This is a genomic window from Sphingobacterium thalpophilum, from assembly GCF_038396785.1.
Classification (GTDB): domain Bacteria; phylum Bacteroidota; class Bacteroidia; order Sphingobacteriales; family Sphingobacteriaceae; genus Sphingobacterium; species Sphingobacterium thalpophilum_A.
The window spans coordinates 4350405-4375382 of the sequence record NZ_CP151087.1 but is presented as its reverse complement, the minus strand read 5'-3'; the positions used below and the strand labels follow the sequence as shown (position 1 = coordinate 4375382).

The 24978-nt window shown below is 38.7% G+C and carries 23 protein-coding genes; 18 read left to right on the top strand and 5 right to left on the bottom strand.

The features are described 5' to 3' along the window. Positions 1–335 precede the first annotated feature (335 nt). From AACH28_RS19270 to pth, 3 genes are all read left to right on the top strand, one after another. Entirely contained in the window at positions 336–1292 is a 957-nt protein-coding gene (locus tag AACH28_RS19270) for a ribose-phosphate pyrophosphokinase (RefSeq protein ID WP_046672755.1), read from the top strand. 521 nt (positions 1293–1813) lie between these two features. Beyond that, positions 1814–2410 (top strand): 50S ribosomal protein L25/general stress protein Ctc, encoded by a 597-nt coding sequence (locus AACH28_RS19265; RefSeq protein ID WP_075994221.1) that lies wholly within the window; start codon positions 1814–1816, stop codon positions 2408–2410. An 82-nt stretch (positions 2411–2492) separates the two neighbouring features. After that, positions 2493–3056, top strand: a complete 564-nt coding sequence (gene pth / locus AACH28_RS19260; RefSeq protein WP_075994222.1) for an aminoacyl-tRNA hydrolase — start codon at positions 2493–2495, stop codon at positions 3054–3056. A gap of 111 nt (positions 3057–3167) precedes the next feature. On the opposite strand, the gene AACH28_RS19255 is transcribed toward pth, so the two are convergent. Both AACH28_RS19255 and AACH28_RS19250 read right to left on the bottom strand, forming a co-directional pair. Continuing rightward, on the bottom strand, positions 3168–5489 hold the full coding sequence (locus AACH28_RS19255) for a M56 family metallopeptidase (protein ID WP_341831258.1): 2322 nt from the start codon (positions 5487–5489) through the stop codon (positions 3168–3170). Between the two features lie 4 nt (positions 5490–5493). Continuing rightward, the gene (locus AACH28_RS19250; RefSeq protein ID WP_209580554.1) at positions 5494–5856 is read right to left on the bottom strand and encodes a BlaI/MecI/CopY family transcriptional regulator; all 363 of its coding nucleotides are present in this window, start codon (positions 5854–5856) and stop codon (positions 5494–5496) included. 332 nt (positions 5857–6188) lie between these two features. On the opposite strand from AACH28_RS19250, the gene AACH28_RS19245 reads away from it, so the two are divergent. The 15 genes from AACH28_RS19245 to AACH28_RS19175 all read left to right on the top strand — a co-directional run bounded on the left by AACH28_RS19245 (position 6189) and on the right by AACH28_RS19175 (position 22460). Next, positions 6189–7559, top strand: a complete 1371-nt coding sequence (locus tag AACH28_RS19245) for a hypothetical protein (RefSeq protein WP_286851278.1) — start codon at positions 6189–6191, stop codon at positions 7557–7559. Positions 7560–7564: 5 nt separating this feature from the next. Next, complete coding sequence (locus tag AACH28_RS19240; RefSeq protein ID WP_286851277.1) at positions 7565–8572, top strand: SPFH domain-containing protein; 1008 nt, start codon at positions 7565–7567, stop codon at positions 8570–8572. An 81-nt stretch (positions 8573–8653) separates the two neighbouring features. Next, the gene (locus AACH28_RS19235) at positions 8654–8899 is read left to right on the top strand and encodes a hypothetical protein (RefSeq protein WP_286851275.1); all 246 of its coding nucleotides are present in this window, start codon (positions 8654–8656) and stop codon (positions 8897–8899) included. Between the two features lie 191 nt (positions 8900–9090). Beyond that, on the top strand, positions 9091–10377 hold the full coding sequence (locus AACH28_RS19230; RefSeq protein ID WP_075994228.1) for a citrate synthase: 1287 nt from the start codon (positions 9091–9093) through the stop codon (positions 10375–10377). Positions 10378–10627: 250 nt separating this feature from the next. Then, on the top strand, positions 10628–11701 hold the full coding sequence (gene nuoH, locus AACH28_RS19225; RefSeq protein WP_075994229.1) for an NADH-quinone oxidoreductase subunit NuoH: 1074 nt from the start codon (positions 10628–10630) through the stop codon (positions 11699–11701). A 3-nt stretch (positions 11702–11704) separates the two neighbouring features. Continuing rightward, the gene (locus AACH28_RS19220) at positions 11705–12268 is read left to right on the top strand and encodes an NADH-quinone oxidoreductase subunit I (RefSeq protein WP_046672765.1); all 564 of its coding nucleotides are present in this window, start codon (positions 11705–11707) and stop codon (positions 12266–12268) included. Between the two features lie 3 nt (positions 12269–12271). Continuing rightward, positions 12272–12814 carry an NADH-quinone oxidoreductase subunit J gene (locus AACH28_RS19215; RefSeq protein WP_145329395.1) on the top strand — a complete coding sequence of 181 codons (543 nt, stop codon included), beginning with the start codon at positions 12272–12274 and terminating at the stop codon, positions 12812–12814. Continuing rightward, a complete protein-coding gene (gene nuoK, locus AACH28_RS19210) occupies positions 12811–13119 on the top strand; it encodes an NADH-quinone oxidoreductase subunit NuoK (RefSeq protein WP_075994232.1) in 309 nt (102 codons plus the stop codon). Before AACH28_RS19215 ends, nuoK begins: the two co-directional genes overlap by 4 nt. A gap of 3 nt (positions 13120–13122) precedes the next feature. Next, positions 13123–15177 (top strand): NADH-quinone oxidoreductase subunit L, encoded by a 2055-nt coding sequence (locus AACH28_RS19205; protein ID WP_341831257.1) that lies wholly within the window; start codon positions 13123–13125, stop codon positions 15175–15177. Positions 15178–15180: 3 nt separating this feature from the next. Continuing rightward, positions 15181–16782 (top strand): NuoM family protein, encoded by a 1602-nt coding sequence (locus AACH28_RS19200; RefSeq protein WP_286709670.1) that lies wholly within the window; start codon positions 15181–15183, stop codon positions 16780–16782. A gap of 6 nt (positions 16783–16788) precedes the next feature. Next, entirely contained in the window at positions 16789–18273 is a 1485-nt protein-coding gene (locus AACH28_RS19195) for an NADH-quinone oxidoreductase subunit N (RefSeq protein WP_286709669.1), read from the top strand. A 209-nt stretch (positions 18274–18482) separates the two neighbouring features. Further along, positions 18483–19088: a DUF4254 domain-containing protein gene (locus AACH28_RS19190; protein ID WP_286851268.1), complete on the top strand. Its 606-nt coding sequence runs from the start codon at positions 18483–18485 to the stop codon at positions 19086–19088. A gap of 3 nt (positions 19089–19091) precedes the next feature. Then, positions 19092–20117 (top strand): glycosyltransferase family 9 protein, encoded by a 1026-nt coding sequence (locus AACH28_RS19185; RefSeq protein ID WP_286851266.1) that lies wholly within the window; start codon positions 19092–19094, stop codon positions 20115–20117. Beyond that, entirely contained in the window at positions 20114–21328 is a 1215-nt protein-coding gene (locus AACH28_RS19180) for a glycosyltransferase family 4 protein (RefSeq protein ID WP_286851264.1), read from the top strand. The genes AACH28_RS19185 and AACH28_RS19180 overlap by 4 nt, the downstream gene beginning before the upstream one ends. A 13-nt stretch (positions 21329–21341) precedes the next feature. Next, a complete protein-coding gene (locus AACH28_RS19175; protein ID WP_286851262.1) occupies positions 21342–22460 on the top strand; it encodes a glycosyltransferase family 1 protein in 1119 nt (372 codons plus the stop codon). Here the strand turns inward: AACH28_RS19175 and AACH28_RS19170 are convergent. The 3 genes from AACH28_RS19170 to AACH28_RS19160 form a co-directional block, all read right to left on the bottom strand. Then, the gene (locus AACH28_RS19170) at positions 22452–23408 is read right to left on the bottom strand and encodes a glycosyl transferase family 90 (RefSeq protein ID WP_286709664.1); all 957 of its coding nucleotides are present in this window, start codon (positions 23406–23408) and stop codon (positions 22452–22454) included. The genes AACH28_RS19175 and AACH28_RS19170 overlap by 9 nt on opposite strands. A gap of 61 nt (positions 23409–23469) precedes the next feature. Then, entirely contained in the window at positions 23470–24138 is a 669-nt protein-coding gene (locus tag AACH28_RS19165; protein WP_286709663.1) for a glycosyltransferase family 32 protein, read from the bottom strand. Between the two features lie 12 nt (positions 24139–24150). Then, positions 24151–24960: a glycosyltransferase family 2 protein gene (locus AACH28_RS19160; protein ID WP_286851260.1), complete on the bottom strand. Its 810-nt coding sequence runs from the start codon at positions 24958–24960 to the stop codon at positions 24151–24153. Positions 24961–24978: the final 18 nt, after the last annotated feature.

Below are 24978 nucleotides of genomic sequence, written 5' to 3'. Positions count from 1 at the left end.
GCGTTATATGCAAGGCTTATTATTTATAAAAGGGTTTAGATTTTTTTAAATTTACATTTTGATTTTTAAAACAAATCTCTATCTTTGCGTCGTCAAAAAGAGAAAAACGGAAACGTTGACTTTTTAGAGACATTGTCCGATAGTATAAGGGTAGTACAACAGTTTTTGGTTCTGTTTGTCTTGGTTCGAATCCAGGTCGGACAACTTTTAAAGTTAAGCGTATATGGATTGTGAAAACAATCCATTTTTTTTAATGTTTAACTTAAAAAAACAGTAAGGGAATAAAAATATTGAATAAACGACAATACAATAACCCAACATAAATATACAAAACCATGCCTTTGCAATTCAACACGGTTAAACTATTTGCAGGTTCTGGCACTACAGAACTAGCCGAAAAAATCGCACAATCTTACGGGAAACCACTAGGAGACAAAACATTGTCGCGTTTTAGCGACGGTGAGATTCAACCTTTCTACAATGAGTCAGTTCGCGGAAGCGATGTATTCATTATCCAATCTACCAACCAACCTACCGACAATCTTTTTGAATTATTATTGATGACAGATGCAGCGAAGAGAGCTTCAGCGCATTATATCACCGCGGTGGTCCCTTACTTTGGTTTCGCAAGACAAGATCGAAAAGACAAACCAAGAGTTGCTATTGGCGCAAAAATGATCGCCAATCTGTTGACTGCAGCTGGTATCCACCGTATCATGACAATGGACCTGCACGCAGCACAAATCCAAGGTTTTTTCGATATCCCTGTTGACCATTTGGATGGTTCTATCATTTTTGTTCCTTATATCAAATCGTTAAAACTTCCAAATCTAACGATTGCTTCACCAGATATGGGTGGTTCATACAGAGCACGTACCTTTGCTAAATTTTTCAATGCAGAAGTTATTATCTGTGACAAACGTCGTAAACGTGCAAACGAAATCGAATCGATGTCTATCATCGGTGACGTAACAGGTCAGGACGTTGTTTTAATCGATGATATCTGTGATACTGCTGGTACACTTTCAAAAGCAGCAGCACTGATCATGGAAAATGGTGCAAAATCTGTAAGAGCTGTTTGTACACATGCTGTATTGTCCGGAAAGGCATATGAAACAATTGAAAACTCGGTCTTGTCAGAAATGATCGTAACCGATACCATTCAATTAGATCCAGAAAAAGCAAAACAATCGACCAAAATCAAAGTATTATCAACGGCTGATTTATTTGCAAAAGCAATCACAAGTGTAAATCAACACTCTTCAATCTCCGATTTATTTGAAGTAGAATAATCTTTGAGTTTTAGATTCTAGATATTGGACCCTGGTACAGAAAGCATTCAGCTTAACGACCAGGGTCTTTTTTTTGTATTGCGCCACCACCCAATCTTCTCCCAAAAACCAACAAACATTTAAAAACACTCTTCCGCTTGGTTCTTATCTTTTAACCACAGGCGATTAGGCATTTTTATCAAGTATATAGGTTAGCAATTGACTGCTGTCAACTTCTCCAATAACAGGGGATTTACAGGGGGTTAACAGGGGGTTAGTAGGGGTATAACAGGGGTAAAGCCCTGCTAACCCCCTGTTATACCCCTACTAAAAGAGTCCTATTCCAGTTTTAATATAGGAAATGGTATCAATTTGGTCATACTTTAGGGTAAATTAGTAGCCTTGAATAGGCATAGTCATGAACATGGAAAAATCAAAAACCTGGAATAAGTATCTGTTTCCGAACTAATAGCGGTCGTATTTTTTTGATAATATCAGAAATTAGATTATCTTTGCACCTCAAATTTATAAAAAATTAAAAGATGAAATCAATTGCTATTAGCGGTTCTGTAAGACAGAACGTAGGGAAAAGAGATGCAAAAGAATTGCGTTACCAAGGTTTAGTACCAGCAGTACTTTACGGTGGTACAGAGCAAACAGCTCTTTCTGTATCCGCAGCTGATTTGAAACCAGTTCTTTACACTGCAGACGTAATCATTGTTGAATTAAACATTGAAGGTCAAACTAAAAGAGCTATCGTTCAAGACGCACAATTCCACCCATTAACTGACTTAGTTACGCACGTTGACTTTTTAGAATTATTTGATGATAAAGAAGTATCATTGAATATTCCTATCAAATTAACAGGAACTTCTCCAGGTGTTAAAATGGGGGGTAAATTAGTTCAAAAATTACGTAATTTACGCGTAAAAGCATTACCTGCAAACCTACCACAAGAAATTGCTGTACCAATGGAATCTTTAGAAGTTGGTAAATCAGTTCGTGTAGGTCAAATTCAATTGGAAAACGCAAAAGTATTAAACAATGCTGATGATACAATCGTATCAGTAATCATGTCTCGTGCATTGCGTCAAGCTGAACAAGAAGCAGCGAAAGCATCTAAAGGTGGTAAAAAATAATCTGAACAAGATTCTTAAAATACTACAGAAAGCACCGAAATTCGGTGCTTTTTTTGTTTATTAAAATTTTTATTTTTGCATCATGAATTATCTTATCGTTGGATTGGGCAACATTGGCAGTGAATATGCCGATACACGGCATAATATAGGTTTTATGGTTGCCGACGAGCTTGTCAAACAGGCTGGCGCCAGTTTCTCCTTGCTCAAGTTAGCCTATTATAGCGAATTTAAGCAAAGAGGCCACAACGTCACAGTAATTAAACCCACGACTTACATGAACTTAAGTGGTAAGGCTGTTAACTACTATATGCAACAATGTAAAGTTCCAATTCAGAATGTATTGGTGATTGTGGATGATCTGGCCATTCCATTTGGTTCGCTACGGATGAAGCCCAAAGGAAGCAGCGCCGGTCATAACGGACTTAAATCCATTGAACAGCTTTGTGGCGGACAGGTTTATCCGCGCCTACGTTTTGGTATTGGTGACAATTACCCAAAAGGTAGACAAGTAGATTATGTACTTGGCCCTTTTGACAAAGAGGAACAAGCTGAACTACCGGCTTTAATTGACCATTCCGTTAAAATGATCCAGAGTTTTGTCAATATCGGCATCGAGCTGACGATGACGAACCTCAATACAAAATAATAGAAGTCACTAAAACTCATTAATGTAATACCCTATATTGGTATTGATTTATAACAAAAAGAGACCGATTTAAATCGGTCTTTTTTTATCTTTTACTAAGAGAGTCTTACATTAGTTGCTGCTTTCTGCCCGGACCTTTTCTTTTTCTATCTCCATCTTAATGATGCCGCTTACCTTCTCCTTCAACTTCCCATTAGCTTCCTCACTACTTTTAACCTCACTTGCTTTCTTGCGGGTCGTAACGAGAATAACCCCATCTTTGCCGGCATTTCCATATAACGCAGTCGCACTGCTATTTTTCAGGATCTCCATGGATTCAATATCCTTCGGGTCAAGTTTATTCATAACCCCCTCAGCCTTTATATCCCCATCAACCACAATTAATGGCTTGACTTTTCCATTATAACCACGAACACGAACAGATGGAAAATCAGTACCAATAGACTCATTCGCTGAATTATTCCCCAACAATCCCATTACCGCGTCAGAACTTATCCTTTTTGATCTATCCGAAAAAACATCCAGTTTCGCGTCATCCAATTTCTCACTTTTCTTATAACCAACCACAGCAACAACTTTTTCACCCTGTCCTTCGTTTTTCTTAGAACCAATCGTCGAACTAATCTTATCATCCACACTGTTGTCTCTCTTATAGCCAACGACGGTAACGACATCATCCCTTTTTTTATTTTCCTGCCCTATGAAACGAAACTTATTATTCACCTTATCCGGATTTTCACGAGCCCATTTTTTTGTCGTAATAACTAAAACACCATTCTTAGCATCCTCACCATATTTCTTAATTGCTTCAGCATCCTTCCAAACCGATAAAGTCGCTATTTCTTCCGGTGTCAGCACCAGCTCCTTAATCATTTTTTGATCTGCTCTCTTGCCATCAATAACATACACCACATCAGTTGACTTATCATTCGTTAACTGATCATCACGATACGTCACCCCAATCGTAAGACCTTTAAGTTTGGTCATATCTTTACCAATATGAGCTCCTTCTTTTAAATTCACTTCAAGGATACCATCTTTCCCAACATCTTCACCATACTTATCAATAGCTGCCTTACCTTGTAATACCGAGACTGACGCTATAGTATTCGGATCGATATCATCCACAGTAAAAGTCTTTTCTTGCACAATACCATTCATAACACAGCGTATTTTTTTTTGTGCTATATCCGCATGTTGTTGCATCTCAACAGTATTGGCCAAAATTGCTCCGCCAGAAATATCAATTGAAGACTTTGTCCGATACTTGATCATATCACTGTCATTCGAAAACCAGTACTTCGCCAGTTTTCCTTCAGGAATAGCCAAAAATTCTGCCTTAGAGACCAATTTATTATCCACAAAATACTTTTGATTTTTAGAGAAATCAATAGCGGATCTCTTGATTTCCTTAAAATCTCTCGCCTCCACTTTATTTGCTTTAGCCAAAGTATCCGCCAATACAGTAGTTTTCATATTTGATTGATCTGTCTGAGATCGTAAATCAACTGTTGGTAACTGAATAGGTAATACTGTCTCATTTGCCTTCTCAACTACCCCCTCTATACTTCCCTCCGCTTTACTTACCGTAAATGCTGCTCCCGTCAATAAAAATACGGGTAAAAGAAAGGCGTATTTACTCAGCTCTATTTTCGATGATCGCTTCTTGTTCATCATCATAATGCGACGTTTTAAAAGTTTAAAATTAAATTGATTGCTCAATCCTACTGAAGTGCCCTTTTTGGACACATTCAATAGGCTGTATTGGTACGTCTGCTTGTCAATTCCTTTATCGAGAACCTGTTGATCAGTCAGAAACTCCAAATTTTGGCGAATGGCCCTGCGCATGAGCCAGACGAAAGGATTGTACCAACAACACACCAATATCATTTCAAACAGTAAAATATCCAAACTGTGAAGGCCTTTCACATGAATATCCTCATGCTTAAAAATATCTTTTAGTTCAGCATCAACATGCTGCCCTTTATTGACATAGATTTTATTCAAAAACGAAAATGGAACAATAGGAATAAGCACATTCCGAAATAGATACGTCCGCCATTGATCGGACTTTGAATTCAGATGAATCCGTAATAAACTCAATAATTGAAATACAAACTTCAATAACAATACAATCGCACCAACCATAAACACAATTTCCACCAACCTTCCCAAGGTCAGTTGTTGCTGCACTTCCGGCTCAGTAATATAAAGCGAAATCTGCTCGCCTACCGCCCCCATATTCAGCCCGCGCTGCACGAACAAAGACTTTAAATCCAGAAATGGATACAGAAAAGCAAATAGCCCTCCTGCCAAAAAGTAAACTCGATTTAGCACATAGAACGTCAGCCCTTTCAATAGTCCAATATATCCCAAATAGATAATCCCCAAGAGCAGGTTGACTTGAATAATATAGGTCAGTAAGCTTTCCATGTTATTAAGATTTATTATGCTTAATCATGTCCATAATTTCCTTTAATTCATCAGCCGTTAGTTTTTCTTCCTGCACAAAAAAAGATACCATCTCCTTATAGGAATTTTTAAAATAATCGCCCACAAAGGAATTCATAAATTTCGCTTTATAATCTTCTTCACTCACCATCGGTTCATAGCGCTTGGCATTGGCATAACGTACTGCTTTCACAAAATCTTTACGTTCCAGATTCTTTACTGTTGAAGCCAAGGTGGTATAAGGCATCTTTTCACCCTTGATATTATCCAAAATCTCTTTTATAAAACCTCCATTGAGACTCCAAATAGATTGCATTGCCTGCTCTTCCTGTGCTGTTAATTTTTCCATAGCTATTTATTCCTTTTTCTAATCTTTCACTAATCTACGAATAATTCGTAAATACCAAAAATATTTTCTCTTTGTTTTACAAATTAATAGTGAACAGCGCCGTCTCCCTTGTTTAAAAAAATCAAACGGCTCATTTCCTGCGTATTTAAACTCAGATTCGACGAATATAAGTTAGCTGGCAGAAAATTTGTTATACGATTATTTTAATTCTAAATTCACACATAAATCGTTTCATCAATTGAAAAGGCAGAACTTTCAACTGGATAGAATCCCCTGGAATCAGTCCGGTTGTATGCGCCAAAAGATGGTTCAAAAAAATACAGGTAAGATAAATGGCTAAAAATATCAAAGCGATTAAATGTCCGCATTGCGGAAGTATAAAAATCACCACACTACGCCCCGATTATTATAAATGCGATAGCTGTGGAACAGAATTTTTTTTAGATAGCGACGACATCAATATCAATCACAACTACAACTATCCGCGCAACAATCCGGATCAATATAAAGCCGTACGGATTGTATTATTTGCTGTCGTGGGCTTTATTGCGCTTATGTTTGTCATTGGAGCCCTAAGCGCTATTTTTTCCAAAAAGCCAGCGACCAATTATTCAACTTACAGCACCTCTAATACAGCAGAGGAAAAAGAAGAGGTAGAACCTCTTGAATGGAATTACGCAAGCAACACACTATTTTTGGACAAAGATAATACGCCCCACGTTGTTGTCGTCGGTAATGTCGGAACCTTCAGAAAACGAATGGACGAAAACAAGGACAATAAGGTTTATATTGGGCTCTTCGATCCCAAAACGGGTAAAAAAGAATGGGTAAAAGCTCTGATGGAAACACCTGTCGAACTGTCGAGCAGCGACGTCAAACTTCAGGTATTTGAAGACCAGAATCTCTATATTATCGTCAAAGCCAAATACATTTATCAGCTGGACAGAAATACACTTACATATAAAAGTGTGCTTGAGAACTATGTGAAAGATGCGCCATCTTTAAGCACAGGCATCGCTAAGGTTGAATTTAAATACGAAGACTATGGATCAGCCTATCAAATTGTCAACAATGAGGGTCAAAATCTAGCTTATTACCCCTTAATTAATAAATCTATCCCCGATAAACAGCTTTACGATGAGAGAAGGAAAAAACTTCCCAATCCAACGACAAAAACGGAATTCGCTTTTTCAAGTAAATCCAGTTATTATCCGGAAGAAAAAATCCAGTTAATCCAGTACAGTTACCAATATCAATATGGATTTCCTAAAGATAGCCCGCGCTTTTCCTGGGATAAAGACTATGGCGGTTCGGGTATTTTTACCGACCGTGATCCTTATAAAAAGGTATTGATTAATCCATGGCAATTTAAGGGCGCCCGTCTGATTAGCTTCAAGGACTTTACGCCAGGAAGACTTTACTTTCAGCCTGTAATCATTGCGCAGAATGACAAAACGCTACTCATTGCGTATAAACCAACGCCTGCCGAAGACGATCCTTTCCAGATCCAACTATTGGATGTAACAACTGGCGCTATACAAAAAACAGTGACTACAGATCTTAAATCCATGTATGGAAATGGGAGCCTGCTCAAAGATGGTTTTATTATAAAGGGCGCCAGCGACTATTATTATTTTGATAATAATGGAAAACAAATCAACAAGTTTGAAGGGTATAACCCCAAATTCGACACACTAAATTAATCACTATGGGACTATTTAATCTTTTTAACAACCAACTTTCTGAAGTCATCGAGTGGAAAAACCAAGACCCTCGATTATTGTGGTATAAATTCCCATCCGAAAGGAATGAGATCAAAAATTCCAGCAAGCTGATCCTCGCTCCAGGGCAGGGCTGCATCCTTGTGTATGAGGGAAAAGGTGAAAACCTGCTGACCGAACCAGGAACGTACAACCTCAAAACGGACAACCATCCCTTCTTTACCACTTTAGCGCGTTTACGGCAGAATTTTGAATCCGAACATAAGCTTTACATCTACTTTTTTCGCACAGCCGCTATCGTCAATCAATCCTGGGGAACCGGAACACCTATTAAATATATCGACCCCCATTACAATTTACCAATAGAAATCGGCTTGAATGGTACATTCTCTTACCTGATCAAGGAACCAGTGCATTTCTATAAAAACATTTTAGCAAATCAAAATACGGTCAACACAGCTGTCATTCAAGACATCATCAATAATCGGATCCCACAACAAATTATTGCGCAGATTGCACAAAAGAAACTAGGTTATAATGAGATTGACAGCCAACTGGGGCTGCTATCCAGCGATATCAAAACTGCAGTTGAACAAGACTTTAAGGATCTTGGGCTCGATGTTACGGATTTCAAAATCTTAGGAACTCAATTTGACGCCAATACTCAACGAAGAATCGGAGAAATCGCAGATTTGACCACCCAAAACCAAGCGGCACAGCAGGCAGGCTTAAGCTATGTTGAACTGGAAAAATTACGGGCGCTACGCGATGCAGCTAAAAATGAAGGCGGGATCGCCGGTGTAGGCGCACAACTGGGTGTCGGTATGGAACTCGGAAAACAGTTTGACCTTCAAAAAGAGGAAATCAAAGATCATATTCAGCAAGAGGGCGACTTTGTCGAGAAACTTCAAAAGCTGCAGCTGCTGCTCCGTGAAAACATCATTACCCAAGAAGAATTCGATACGCTCAAAAAACAGATCCTCAATAAAATATAATGCATGCGGGGATATTCATATCACGATTCAGCTCAATTATACCGAGGTGAATCAATTCATAACACATAAATTAATTCAGCTATGAAATACATATTCGGTATATTACTCACCTTGGTGATACTTTTCGTTGCCACCTATTTCCTACTGGGGCTTTGGGGCATTCAGCTATTGGATGCAGAGAACTTCAGCAAAATATTGTGGACTACGGGAATTCTGACACTAACCTCTATTATTCTGGTATGTTTTGTCATACTCCCCTTTTTTGGATCGGGTAAACAGGGTAACTACGAAGACAAAGGAAAGGTTGCGCAAAGAAAAATAGATTGATATTTTTTGCAAAATAAGATAATGTTAAATTTGAATAAATTATTTGCTTATTTAAGTAAATAATTAGTGAATATTATCCAAAATGACGCAATCATGTCATTTTAATTCCAAAAGAACTTTCAATTTTAAATATCAAATAGTTAAATTTGTGAGATTAGCACAACAAATCAGATATAAGATAATATATAAACATGTCAGATAAAGCATCTATAAATTTAGACGGCACTTCGTATGACCTACCGGTCATTGTCGGTACTGAAAATGAAAAAGCAGTTGATATTTCCAAATTAAGAGATCTAAGCGGATTTATTACGTTAGACCCAGGATACAAAAATACAGGTGCAACGAAAAGTGCGATTACTTTCCTTGATGGTGAAAAAGGCATATTGAGATATAGAGGATATCCAATTGAACAATTGGCAGAGAAATCGACTTTCTTGGAAGTTGCTTATTTGTTGATTTATGGAGAGCTTCCCAAAAAAGAGGTATTGGAAAAATTCAGAGCTGACATCAAAAAGCAAATGATGATTCATGAAGATATGAAGAACTTCTTCGCTGGATTCCCATCCAAATCTCACCCAATGGGCCAACTTTCGTGTTTAGTAGGCGCATTGTCGGCATTTTATCCAGAATCTTTAAATCCAAACTTAACAGACGAAGAAGAAGATCAAACGATCATCAATCTTTTGGCAAAAATGCCAACAATCGTTTCCTGGATTCAAAAGAAATCATTAGGTCATCCTGTTGTTTATCCCAAAAATAATCTTGGCTATATTGACAACTTCCTAAACATGCTGTTTGGAGAAGTGAATGATGAAAAAACATTTGATCCTGTTGTCATTGACGCCATGCACAAATTGTTGATTTTACATGCTGATCATGAGCAAAACTGTTCGACATCTACTGTTCGTATCGTTGGTTCATCCAATGCAAACCTTTATGCATCTGTTGCATCAGGTATCAATGCATTATGGGGACCATTACATGGTGGTGCAAACCAAGCCGTAATCGAGATGTTGGAGGCCATTAAAAATGATGGTGGTGATGCTGAAAAATATCTTGCTAAAGCAAAAGACAAAAACGACCCTTTCCGTCTAATGGGATTCGGTCACCGCGTTTATAAAAACTTCGACCCTCGTGCTAAGATCATCAAAAAAGCATGTGATGATATCTTGGAGAAATTAGGCGTTCAAGATCCGGTATTGGATATCGCTAAAAAGCTTGAAGAAGCAGCATTGAATGACCAATATTTCATCGACAGAAAACTTTATCCAAATGTTGACTTCTATTCAGGTATCATCTACCGTGCATTAGGTTTCAAAGCAGATATGTTTACCGTATTATTTGCTTTAGGCCGTCTACCGGGATGGATTGCACAATGGAAAGAAATGCGCGAAAACAAAGAGCCTATCGGTCGTCCTAGACAAGTTTACGTTGGCCACACAGAACGCGACTACGTTGAATTTTCAAATCGTTAATCCGATTTCGATTTATATCCTAAAAAAGCATCCCTCGGGGTGCTTTTTTATTTTCACCCGAGCTAACATGGATGGCATTACAGCCATCCGAAACCACCTACTCGAACAAGATATGATTACTTGTCGTTACGCTATTGTCACGATAATCTACTTGTTAAGTATATTTTAATTTTTCCTTATCTAAATTCCCCGTTTTTCGTTAAGTTTGCGTATTCATTGGTCTCTTATTAAAAATCATTATAAATAAGACTTGTTAGAAACAATACTACATATCTTGGTTCCCATTGCTATTTTCACCTTTATAGCAGCTTTCACCTTGTTTGCAGTATATGCCGAGCGAAAGATCGCAGGATTTGTACAAGATCGCTTAGGACCGATGGAAACAGGGAAGTATGGCAGTCTCCAAACGATCGCCGACATTCTCAAATTATTACAAAAAGAATTAATTACCCCCTCATCAGCCGATAAAATTCTCTTTAGAGTTGCCCCTATCGTTATTTTCGTGGCTGTATTTACAGGTTTTGCCGTTATTCCCTGGGCCAAAGATTTTATTCCAGCGGATACGCATACGGGTCTGTTCTTCATAATGGCCATCATCTCCATTGATGCTTTGGGCATTTTAATGGCTGGTTGGGGATCTAACAACAAATATTCTTTATTAGGCTCCATGCGTGCCATAGCACAGATGGTGTCCTATGAAATTCCGGTAGGCCTCTCCCTAATTACGGTCGTTATGCTAACCCAAACCCTAAATTTGAATGAAATCGCTATTGGACAGGGCATCCTAACCAATGGAAGCATTAAATTCTTGGGCCTTTGGGAAGTCAATGAGATTGGGGGCCTCTTCGCCTGGAATATTTTTCAGGCTCCACATTTGATTATCACCTACATCATATTCTTTATCGCAACCCTTGCCGAGTGTAATCGTGCTCCCTTTGATATCCCGGAAGCCGAATCTGAATTGGTCGGTGGCTTCCATACAGAATATGGCGGGATACAATTTGCCTTTATCTTTTTGGCGGAGTATGCCATGATGTTTTTGGTATCGATGTTGGGGGTTGTTCTCTTCTTAGGAGCTTGGAATACACCGTTACCAAACATAGGTGCGATCCGTTTGGCCGATTGGACCACAGGCTTAGTGTGGGGAATATTTTGGACATTAGCCAAATCATTGTTTATTGTTGGTATCCAAATGTGGATTCGATGGACATTACCGCGGTTGCGTGCAGATCAACTGATGAGTTTATGTTGGAAAGTATTGACGCCGCTGGCTTTTCTTTGTATGGCCATTTCTGCAATTTGGCGAATTTTAGTTATAGCATAGGATATGATATTTAAAACGGCTTCGCATGCATTTCGTACGGCAATCAAGGGTTTATCTTTGACTGTTAAACACTTGTTTGGTGCCCGACGTTCGCGAACGGAATTAAATATCAAAAAGGATAACTACTTTGATCAGCAGGAAGGTATTGTTACTGTTCAATATCCGCGTGAAAAAATGCCTATCCCCGAGGTTGCCCGCTATCAGCTGCAAGTCGATATCGAGGACTGTATTGTATGTGATTTATGCGCAAAGGCTTGTCCTGTCGACTGCATCGAAATCGAAGCCATCAAATCACCAGAAGCGATTGGAAAAACCTCCGATGGTAGCGTTAAAAGACTATACCCGGCCAAATTCAACATTGACATGGCTAAATGTATGTATTGTGGGCTATGTACTGTCGTATGTCCGACAGAATGTATTACCATGACCAACGAATATGACCGCAGCTCACAAAAACTGACTGATCTTATCTATGGTTTCTCCGATATGACCGATAGCGAAGTCGCACAACGTAAAGCAGAATGGACCAAATTTCAAGCTGAAAAGGAGGCAGCAAAGCAAAAATAAAAGATGGAAAGTATTTTATTCTATGCCTTTGCTACCCTAGCAATCGGTTCAGCACTTTTGCTCGTCAATCTCAAAAATATTGCACGTGCTTTATTCCTGTTTTTTATTGTCTTATTTGCAATGGCAGGCCTTTACCTATTTGCTTTAGCCGATTTTGTGGCCATTACACAAATTATGGTGTATGTTGGCGGCGTGCTCATATTGATGTTATTTGCCTTTATGCTTTCTAATAAAGAGCTTTTAAAAGATCTCCAAGATAGCAGCGGTTCATTCTTAAGCATACCCAAATGGCAGACTATTCCTGTAGTGCTTGGCTTCCTATTACTCATGCTATACGGCATTATTGAATGGCAACAAACCCCTTCGACGTGGATTTTACAAGCTAGGGAAAATAACACCGAGATTGTCGCAACAGACAATAATATTCATCAGATCGGATTACGTTTTATGACTTTTTATGTATTGCCATTTGAAATCATATCCGTGTTTTTGATGATGGCCTTGATAGGTGCCTCACATTTATCCAGAAAGGAGCGTACAATATGATTACGCTGACGCATTTTTTAGTTGTCAGTGCCTGCATCTTTTGCATTGGTCTTTATACCGTTCTTTCCAAGAAAAATGCAATTATGATTTTGGTCGGTATTGAGTTGATGATCAATGCAGCTATCCTGAACTTTGTTGCTTTTGGAAAATATGATAAATTGAGTTATGGTGGGCAAATTTTTGCATTATTTGCCATCGTTCTTGCTGCGGCCGCAGTCGCTGTTGGATTGGCTATCGTATTAAATGTTTATAGACATTACAAAACCATTAATCCGGATGAGATAAACCAATTAAAAGACAAGTAAGCATTGGATCAATTTGTTCACATATCGCCCCTTCTGACTGCGCTGCTTACCTTAGTGGCACCATTAGCGGCATTCGTATATCAAGCAATAGTAGGTAAACGCGACCAGTCCGGCCTTGTTTCTCTCACGGCCATCATCCTCAGCTTTATCGCTGGCGGCTTAACCTGGTTCTCCATATGGAATAATCCGGCGGTATCAATTCAGGTAAATTGGTTCACCATCGGTGAAACGTCATTTAAAGTTGGTATCCTGCTGAACAATTTGAGCACTTTGATGCTTTTTTTGGTACCGACTGTTGCCTTACCCGTACATATATACTCCAGAGCCTATATGCATGGCGATACAGGTATTCACCGCTATTGGATGTATCTCAGCTTATTCTGTTTTGCAATGTTGGGATTGGTCATTATGGATAGCCTCCTGTTGATGTATGTTTTTTGGGAATTGGTCGGTTTTGCATCGTATCTCCTCATCGGCTTCTGGTTCACACGTGAAACAGCTGTACAAGCCAATAAAAAGGCATTTTTGGTCAATCGCATCGGCGACCTCGGTTTTCTAATCGGGCTTGCGATCCTATTTACACAGTTCAAAACCCTCAATTTAATCGATCTATTTGGGGACAATGGCTTAATCTATCAATCCACAATCGCCCAAGGATTATGGATATCTCCAGTCAATAGCTTACCTCAGATTTGGCTTACCATTGCTGGATTAGCCTTCTTCTTGGCAGCTATGGCTAAATCCGCACAATTTCCATTACATGTATGGCTTCCTGATGCCATGGAAGGCCCTACATCCGTATCCTCGCTGATTCACGCCGCGACAATGGTTGCTGCTGGTGTATTCCTGCTGGCTACTGTATTTCCATTATTTAATGAATCTGCCTTATTATTTATTGCCATCATTGGTACAATAACCGCTGCTTTGGCCGCATACTTCGCGCTTGGCCAATACGACATCAAACGTATTCTTGCCTTTTCGACCATATCCCAGCTTGGTTTTATGATGGTTGGCATTGGCATTGGAACATGGGATGCTGCACTATTTCACCTAACGACTCATGCCTTCTTTAAGTGTCTGTTGTTTCTTTCTGCCGGAGCTGTCATTCATGAAATGGCCCATCTTAAAGAACATAGCCACCTGGACTTTGACCCGCAGGATTTACGGAATATGGGCGGGCTACGTCAATATATGCCAAAGACCTTCGTGCTGATGAGCATAGCTTCGCTAGCACTTGCAGGATTTCCGTTGACTTCAGGTTATCTATCCAAAGATAGTATCGTTATCTCTTCCTTTGAATGGGCTATTTCAAAAGGTAACTTATACCTTATCATCCCCATAAGTTTGATTCTGGTGAGTATTTTAACAGCTTTCTACATCGGTCGTTTGCTGTTCAAAGCCTTTTTTGGGGAGTTCAGACTGTTGAAACAGCTTCAGGGCAAACTACTGGATCATCCACTACATGAAGCCCCAAAGACCATGTTGATCCCCATGTTTGTTTTGGGACTATTCTGTCTATTCCCGGTATTCTCATTCAATCCGTTTTCTTATCATGATTCCTGGTTGATGGACGGCCTTTTATTGGATGAATATGCTTTTGCACCAAGCCATAGTGCACACCTTATTATCCCTGCAATACTGCTCCTTGGTTCGGTTATTGGCTGGATCATCGGCTGGAAATGGTATGTACAAAATAAATACCCGTTAAACCCCGCTAGCCAGGCATTAAAAGCCGCTTTCAACCAGGGTTATATCAACGAATTTTACCAAGCAGTCTTTGTGAATGGCATATTAAAATTAGCGCAGTTCTGTTATTGGTTTGATCGTCACATCGTTGACGCTTTCGTTTCTTTGATTCAGTTTATCGTCTTATCCCTCTCACAGCTAAGTGTGTGGATAGATAAATATATTGTAGATGGTTTTGTTAATACGGTTGCTACTGTAGCCTATTGGACAGGCAATCAAGTTCGCTTGGTCCAAAATGGAAAGATACAGACAGCATTGTATTCCGTCTTTTTATTAGTTTTACTTGGTTTAATTTATCTTATATTTTTTTAGGAAATGCCTATTCTATCCTTATTGATATTTTTACCGCTATTGGCTACGGCGCTCATTCTCGCCTTACCAACACGCTATAAATCGAGTTACAAATATATTGCTTTAGCATTCACAGCAATACAATTTGTACTGGCCGGAATATGTTATGCACAGTTTGATGCAAGCAAAACAGGAGTCCAAGATCTGGCGGGCTTTCAATTTGTTGAACAGCTTTCTTGGATCCGATTAGATTTAGGATCAATAGGTAAATTAGAGATCGATTATCTTATTGGTATTGATGGGATCTCCATGCCCTTGTTATTGCTGAGTGCTTTCGTTATGCTAATGGCTATAGGCGCTTCTTGGAATATACAGAAAAGTCCGAAGGGATACTTTGCCTTGCTCATGGTACTCAATATGGCAATTATGGGAATTTTCTGCGCACTGGATTTCTTCCTATTCTATTTGTTTTATGAAGTCATGTTACTGCCACTCTACTTCTTGATCGGTATCTGGGGTGGTGCAAGACGGGAATACGCAGCCATAAAATTCTTTCTATATACCCTATTCGGGTCGGTATTTATGTTGTTGATTATCGTAGGATTGTATTTTTCAGTAATCAACCCTTTGACTGGAGCACATACCTTCAACATGATCTATATGATGAATCCACAGAATTATCTTGAGGGCTCTATTTTCGGCTGGGAGGGTTACCAGGAAATTTTGGGGGTTTCGGCTCGACTGATCGGTTTCATTGTGCTCTTCTTTGCCTTTGCCATTAAAGTACCCATTGCTCCCCTACATACTTGGCTACCGGATGCGCACGTTGAAGCGCCGACACCAGTATCTATTATTCTTGCTGGTATCCTTCTGAAAATTGGTGGTTACGGTATCATCCGTATCTGTTATAGTATCTTTCCCGATATGGCAGCCTTATCCAATTGGTGGCTTGGATTGATCGGTGTTGTATCCATTATTTATGGAGCCTTGAATGCCTTATCACAAAAAGACCTGAAACGAATGATTGCTTATTCATCGGTCTCTCATATGGGTTTTGTGCTGCTTGGTATTGCATCGCTGACTGCAGAAGGTATTTCTGGCGCCATGTTTCAGATGATTTCCCATGGATTCTTATCAGCGGCACTCTTTTTCCTTGTTGGCGTGGTCTATGACCGAGTACATGACAGAAATATCTATAGTTTCCGTGGCCTAGCTCAAATTATGCCCAAATATACAGGCTATGTTGCTGTCGCATTTTTTGCTTCCTTGGGTTTACCAGGCTTTTCAGCTTTTATTGGAGAGGCCTTTGTCATTATCGGTTCGTTCAATGCCGAGAGTGTTGGCACAGGACTGCCCCGTTGGATGGCTATAGCAGGTTCTATAGGTATACTATTAAGTGCCGCCTACCTACTCTGGACCTTGCAACGCATGTTTTTTGGACAAATACGTTTAAAAGGCGGCGAATCTTGGAGCAATGCGCTAACAGATGTGAATTTACGCGAACAGATCATCTTATTTCCTACCCTAGCGCTCGCCTTATTACTTGGAATTATGCCGGCTTTAGTATTTAACAACCTAAACGCTAGTGTTCTGAATCTCGTGAGTTTTATCCAACAATTTATCTAATCTGGCATGCTCACATTCAGTCCATATATCAGTTCTTTCATCGATCAGATTATCGTCAGTATCCCATATTTTAAACCCGAACTGATACTGATCATCACTTTTATTGGAACCATTCTAGCTAGTCTTTTTGCTGACAAACACTGGAAGAATACTTCTTTTGTCATTACTATCATCGGACTATTGTTCAGTGGCTGTTACCTTTTGGGCCAGGGACTCAGTAAGGTAGAGATGGCTGGCTTTTTTGATATGATCCAGGTTGACGCTTTCGCTACTTCGGCACGACTGATTATCCTGTTATCAACAATCCTTATTTGCATATTCATTCAACAACGCCATCAAGCGCATGGCCGCCCCTTAGGTGATCTCTATGCGGTACTATTGACAGCAACATTGGGTCTGAATCTATTGACTATGTCGAGTAACTGGTTGATGATCTTTATTGCAGTGGAGACAGTTTCGATCAGCTCCTATATTATGGTTGGCTATTTCTCTTCAACAAAAGTTCAATCGGAAGCTGCTTTAAAATATGTACTGTTCGGATCCATCTGTGCTGCGGTTATGCTCTATGGTTTGTCTTTATTATACGGTTTCACGGGAAACTTGAATTTTGATGCTCCAAGTCATATTGCTGGATTAATGGAAGCCCCTCATATCATGATCAGCATTGCTTTATTATTTTTGTTGACGGGTATTGGTTTTAAGCTGAGCTTTTTCCCCTTTCACGTCTGGAGCCCGGATGTTTATCAAGGTGCACCTACAGTGATTACAACCTATCTCGCTACAGTACCCAAAATTGCTGTTGTTGTGCTATTATCCAAGATACTTTCAGCCTGGCTTAACGTGTCCTTTTATTTTAGTGATTTCTTGACTTATGTGATTATTGCGATCGCCGTAGCAACGATGTTGATCGGTAACTTAGCCGCTTTACGTCAACAGGACGCCAAAAGGATGATGGCCTATTCTTCTATTGGACATACCGGCATACTCCTTATGGCTGTATTGGTTTATCAGAATAATGAATCCAACGTGCTGTTATTTTATCTTTCCATATATGCTTTGATGAATATTGCGGTATTCATCTTTATTGATGCTCTGGAAGCTAGTTTAGGAAATACTTCAATTGAATCGTATCGCGGCTTAGGAAAGCAGTCCCCACTGCTGTTCACCTCGTTTTCAATTGTTTTAATCGCTTTGGTGGGGCTACCCCCTACTGCAGGTTTTGTTGGAAAACTTTTGGTCTTTTCCAAAGTGTTCGAACAATACCAAAACTTCCAATCCTTCGGTTTATTGGTATTGCTTATTGTCGGTGCGTTGACATCAGTTATCTCCCTATTTTATTATTTTAAAATACCGCTGAATGCGTTTTTAAGGGATAATACGGGATCTACAGCAGTTAAATTCAATATAATACTCCTATGTATTGGAATCCTATGTACCGTAGCCGTGTTGATCTTAGGTATCTTTCCTGATTTATTGCTTTCGACATTCTAGAAAACAGAGAAACTCCTTGCATGTTAAATAAATTTATCGTCCTGTTCAACCACGCAATGTCTCGGTTGAATAGTAAGAATAACTCCATAATATATTTTATATTTCCTCAATAAAAGTATTATCTATGGTTGAGGAGAGACCGATAAATTGTTTTTTATGTAAAGCGCAATTAAATTGCATATAAAAAGCAATTTATCTAAGTTTGTACCATGATTAGTGCAATAGCAAATCCAATTTTTCAGCGTGCTATCCAGGATTACCACGTATACGACCAGATTGATCATCCAATCCAAAATCCGTATGACAAACAGTCCTTGGAACATCTCCTCTATTTAAAATGCTGGATCGACACGGTGCAATGGCATATGGAAGATGTTGTACGTAATCCAGCTATTGACCCTAAAGAAGGCTTATATTGGAAAAGACGTATTGATGAATCCAATCAGTACCGCACAGATACCGTAGAGTATATTGATAGTTATTTTCTACAAAAATTTCAAGATATACAGGCGAGTCCTACAGCAACAATCAATACTGAAAGTCCGGCATGGGCTATTGATAGGCTTTCCATTCTGGCGTTAAAAATCTACCACATGGAGCAGGAAACATTGCGCACAGATGCTTCCGAAGCACATATCATCTCCTGCCAAGAAAAACTGAACGTTTTATTGGAACAAAGGAAAGATTTGTCCCAAAGTATTGATGAATTGATGACCGCAATCGCATCTGGCGACAAATACATGAAGGTTTATAAACAGATGAAAATGTATAACGACCCTTCATTGAACCCTGTCCTATATTCTTCAGGAAAATAAAACATGTCCTTACCGCAACGGATCATAGTAACCCGATTTTCAGCTATGGGCGATGTTGCCATGGTTGCCTCCGTATTGAAAGAATTCTGCATTCAGTACCCTGATGTAGAAATTATTATGGTCAGCAGGCAATTCTTTGCCCCATTTTTTGATGGAATAAAAAACATACGGTTTCACGCCATTGAGCCCAAAACAATTCATAAAGGTTTATTTGGTTTGGTCAGGCTAAAGAAAGAGCTAGCACAGTACGGCGCAGATGCTATTGCCGACTTACATTTCAATTTGCGTTCGCGTATAGTTGATCTATTATTTTCCTTATCGGGCGTAAAAGTAAAGCAGCTTGACAAAGGGCGGGAAGAAAAAAAAGCTTTAAGCCGAGAAAACAACAAAATTAAGGTTCCTTTAAAGCTAACGGTGGAGCGCTATGCAGATGTCTTTCGTGCATTAGGGTTCAAATTTGAGCTCAGCAAAAAATTGGTTTCTAATTTGCAAGATGTCCCCAAAGCTGCATTTAGTATGTTTGCAAATTTCGACCGGAAGAAAATTGGCATTTCTCCATTTGCGCAACATCGTTATAAGATTTTTCCTCAAACCAAGATGGAAAACGTGATAGACGATCTCACGCATAATGGCTATGACGTTTTGTTATTTGGCGGTGGTGAACAAGAATTCCAAGTTGCCCAAAACTGGACAGAGCGATTTCCGAACACCTATAATACGATAGGCAAGTTTTCGCTGCGGGAGGAGCTGGATTTGATTTCGAACCTAGATCTCATGATCAGTATGGACTCTTCCGGACTTCATATGGCATCGTTAATGGGCGTAAGGTGTCTTTCTTTGTGGGGAGCAACGCATCCTTATGCTGGATTCACAGGTTATGGGCAGCAGCAAACAGACTGCATCCAAGTTGAGCACCCCAATAGACCAAGTTCAGTGTATGGCAACAAGCCCTGTGATTGTGATGGGATAGAAGCAATTGATTTAATTACACCGGAAATGGTGATTGAAAAAATAAGAGCAATAGGATGAAGATAGGGTTAATAACCATTCGATACGGATTGGATATCACCGGTGGAGCCGAATTCCATTGTAGAATGCTAGCTGAACGATTATCAGCAAAACATGACGTGACTGTATTAACCACCAATATCAAGTTTTTAAATAAACCAGAGGAAGATTTCACTCCGGGCCTAGAAATTATACGGGGAATATCTGTGAGGAGATTTGTGACCGATAAAAATTCATCTTCCGAAAAGAAAAGTAAAATCGCCCGGAAAATACGCCGATTGATCTATCGCTGGGGATTAGCAAAGCCTGTTTTTACCTTATTCCCTATTTGGAAATTCAAAGTTGATGACGAATCAAAATATTTAAAAGGACATCCATTTTATTCGTCTTCATTACTCAACTATATTAGGGAATTTCAACACGATTTCGACAAATTCATTTTCTTTACTTACGAAAACCCACTAACCATATTGGGATCACTTCTTGTACCACAGAAGTCTATTCTGATACCCACTGCACATATGGAGAGTATGTTATTTAGAAGCATCAACACACTTTTATTTTCAAAAGTTAATCATATTGCCTTTAACACGGAAAGTGAAAAAGAAATGTGTTTAGAAATTTTCAGAAATTCGCTTGCAAAAAATACAATTGTTGGCATAGGAGTCAATCAAATAGATGATTTACCGGCAGCAACAACGATCAGTGCCAAATATCAGATCAAATCACCATACTTACTTTATTGTGGCCGCATTACGCCAGTCAAAATCAACAATTTTATGGCCTATTTTCTGAAATTAAAATCAGAAAAACAGATCGACTTGCAACTTGTACTTACAGGAGAAAATACCATGAATGTTGAGCAAGATCCCGATATCATCTATACTGGTTTTGTAAGCGAGGAAGAAAAAAAAGCGCTAATGCAACAAAGCTTTGCCATTATTAATCCCTCACTCGCCGAAAGCTTATCACTATTGACATTAGAAGCGCTCCACTTGGGTAAACCGGTCATTGGTAACAAAAAGTGTGATGTTATGGTCGAGCATGAACGCAAAAGTGGAGCTGTTTTCTGTTATGATTCCTTCAACTCCTTAAGTTCAATTATTACATATTTGCAAGATCCAAATACAGATAAGAACATCATTGAGGCAAAAGCGAAAGAATATGTTTCTAAATATTATAATTGGGATTTGGTATTAAGTAAATTTGAAAACATTTTTAAAGAAAACTAAAACCAAGTCAGGCATGATAACAATTGGATTCGATGCTAAACGATATTTTCTCAATCGGACAGGCTTAGGTAATTATAGTAGAGATCTCATCCGTATTCTGGAGCAATACTATCCTGAGCATACTTATTTGAAATATACGCCAAGATTGGGTAATAATGATCTTTCGAAGAAGGCACTTATTGAAGAAAAAATTCGTCTACCCAAAACTACATTTAACCGTGCTTTTCCCGCACTTTGGCGAAGCTTCGGAATAGCATCTGACCTACTTAACGATGGCGTAGAACTCTTTCATGGCCTTACAGGAGAAATACCAAGGGGTTTAAAAGCCCGTGGAATTAAATCCGTTGTCACGATACATGATTTAATCTTCTTACGCTATCCCGAACTCTATAAACCAATAGATCGTTGGATATACAACAAGAAATTTCAATTAGCTGTTAATCACGCTGATAAAATTATTGCAATTAGTGAACAGACTAAATCGGATATCATCGATTATTACGCAATTCCCGAACATAAGATTGAGGTCATTTATCAGGGTTGTCATCCGGCTTTCAAGGTCCCAAAAAGCGCCGAAGAGCAGGAAAAATTAAGGTTAAAATATAATTTACCCAAAGACTTCCTATTAAATGTGGGTTCAATTGAAAAACGAAAAAATGTTTTACAAATTGTAAAGGCTATTCAGGATATCGATATCCCATTATTAATAATTGGTAAGAAAACCCCCTATCTTGAGGAAATTAACAAATATATCGTAGCCAATAAATTGGAGAGCAAAGTCATTATAAAACAGGGTTTCACTATTGAAGAACTATCGACCATTTATTCGATGGCATCAATTTTTATATACCCCTCTATCTTTGAAGGCTTTGGTATTCCTATCATTGAAGCCTTATATGCTGGCACCCCTGTCATTACAACCAATTCGGGTGTATTTCCGGAAGCTGGTGGACCATCGTCTTGTTATATCGATCCTTCAAATGTCGACGAAATAAATCTAGCGATCAAAGGTATTCTCGGCGATTCCCAAACCGGCGCCAGCATGATTGCGCAGGGACGTCTCTATGCTCAAAAATTTAATGATGAAAAAATTGCATCAGAACTATTAAACTGTTATAAGTCCTTATTGTAATTTAGGCTGAATAGTATGCGTAAAGTATTTATCTAAGACTTTTAATGCGATTAAATCCTCTATTTTTTTATTTTTAAACTGCGCAATATATTCATGCGCATTTTTTACAATCACCTTAGCCGCATTATCATCTGCCATAAAATAGCGTAATTTTTCTTCCAAATCAGAATAATCATCTTTAATACAAATAAAATGAAAATCTGGAATTAGGCGTCCCTCCATAAACCAAGTCTCATATTTAGGCATAGGCATCACCGCAATAGAATTAGAGGACATAATCCACTTCAAGTTTGTCGCAACATCATTTCCCTCAAGCGCCAAAATAAATTTATATTCAAGGTGCTCTGCGATGGATAAATAATCCTTATCGGAAGATCTATTTGCCTTTTTGATATTACACAATGGATGATCATGATACAATTGGTAGAATCTATTACGATGAACCTGTCCAAAACCACTCCTTCCGACCAACATATCTATTTTTTTATCAAAAGACACATCGTCATGAAGAAAATTAAAATGTCTTGCCTTATCCAAATTTAAGACTACTGCATTGCTGTTATTGCCATGAATAGGTCGGCTCTTTAGTAAAGTCGGATGTAAGGGAACATGAATGATATCACCGGGCAAAATACTGAATCGCAATTGGGGGTTAAAAAAACGTAAATACTCCTTACTGTCGAAATAATAAACGCGTATGCGTTCTGGCACTCGATATTTCCCTATTTCAATTGCGTCCTGATCTAACGGCTCAAGCCTTTCCAACTTATTGTAATAATTTACCCTATCATCAATATATGTAGCATTTTTGCGATAATATGCGCTATTTAAATGCTTTTTCAGTTGGGCTTGCGAAAGGCTTCCAGGAACTAGCTCTCTAAGAATTGCTTTAATATAATAGTAAATCTTATTATTCTTATTTCGCAAAAAGATTCTTTTGAAATTCATCGATGTGCAATGCTTTTCCTCAAAAATAAGTAAAAATAACTCTCCCTTAAAATAAACAAACCTAAAAGTCCTTATCAGGCTTTACAACAGGAATACGCAGTTGCAGTTTCTTCCAATGGTTAGACTTGTCTTTATAAATCATAAGTTTGCCTAATTTATACTTAAATTTCAGTAATCCCTTATAATCATCTTCAATGCAGCGATACGCCACACTCGGATTTTCTTTCAGAACCTCATTAATCGCTAATGTATAAACTGTTGGTCCTGTCATCGCATGCACATCGTGTGGAAATCGATTCTGTTCAATATTATCCACAATCAGTTCCATCGTTCTTTTTAAAAAAGGATGTCCCTTATCAAAGATCAGTGCCCATTGTGCATATAGGCTCCTATTATTCTCATGCGTTATTACCGCAACGTCATCCTTATTTAGATATTTATCGATAGAAACTAACAAATCACTATCTAAATCTATATAAATGCCTCCATATATATACAAAACAGCATAGCGAAAGAAATCTGCTTTAGCGGCCCCTATCTGAAGACGATGATAGGCTTTATTAATACGCTCATCAAAATGTTCAGCAAAGAAGTCACTCACCCTTTGATCATCATAGAACTCATACGAATAATCCTTGTTCTTTTTCAAAAACGAGCGAATATAGAGTTTCGTAAGCCAAGGAATCTTATTATCCTTAAATGTTTGAAATATATTTTTTGGAATTCCCATGATAATTAATAACTATAGGAAACTAGAAAGTCCGTCAGCACAGGATTTCAGCTTTTCTAATTTTGTCTTTTCTAATAAATGATCGTTTTGTGGAAGTGCTTTTCTAGACTCCTCTTTATGATATAAGTGATACCCAATTGCAGCAAACTTAAGTAGTTGCCCTTTGAGTCCATAGTTGAATAAACGTTCCACAAATTCACTGTCTTCCCGGCCCCAGCCTTCAAAAAGATTATTAAAACCATTCACTGCATGAACATCGCGCATATAGAAAGACATATTACAAGAGCGTACTTTGCTTCTGTTATTTGCTAGGTTTTTCGCAGTCCATCGTGCCAAAAGAAGATTACGAAAACTACTTATTCTCTTTTCAAACCGACCAGATTCGAATCCAGCCTGAAACATATTCGGATACTTCAGTTGATTCGACTCGGCTAACAATTTAGATGTTAATGCTTGATTCAGTAAAACCCTTCCACCTTGGATAAAATATCCGACTTTGGCGAGTTTTAGATGGTCTTCAATAAAATTTGGTGCCATAAGAATGTCACCGTCAACGAGTATAACATAGGGTGATTTCACTTGGGCTAGCGCTTGATTTCGAATACGTGCAACCCGAAAGCCACAATCCTCCTGCCATACATGGCAGATTGGAATTTCAGAAACCTCCTCATAACGATGGACCAGCTGTCTTGTTCTATCATCAGAGCCGTCATCTGCAACAATAATTTGACTCGGCAAAACTGTTTGATTTAATGTAGACAATAGTACCAATTCCAATGCATCGGGCCTATTATACGTTGTAATAATTATCGAAGTTTCCAAAAAATAGCTATAAAACCG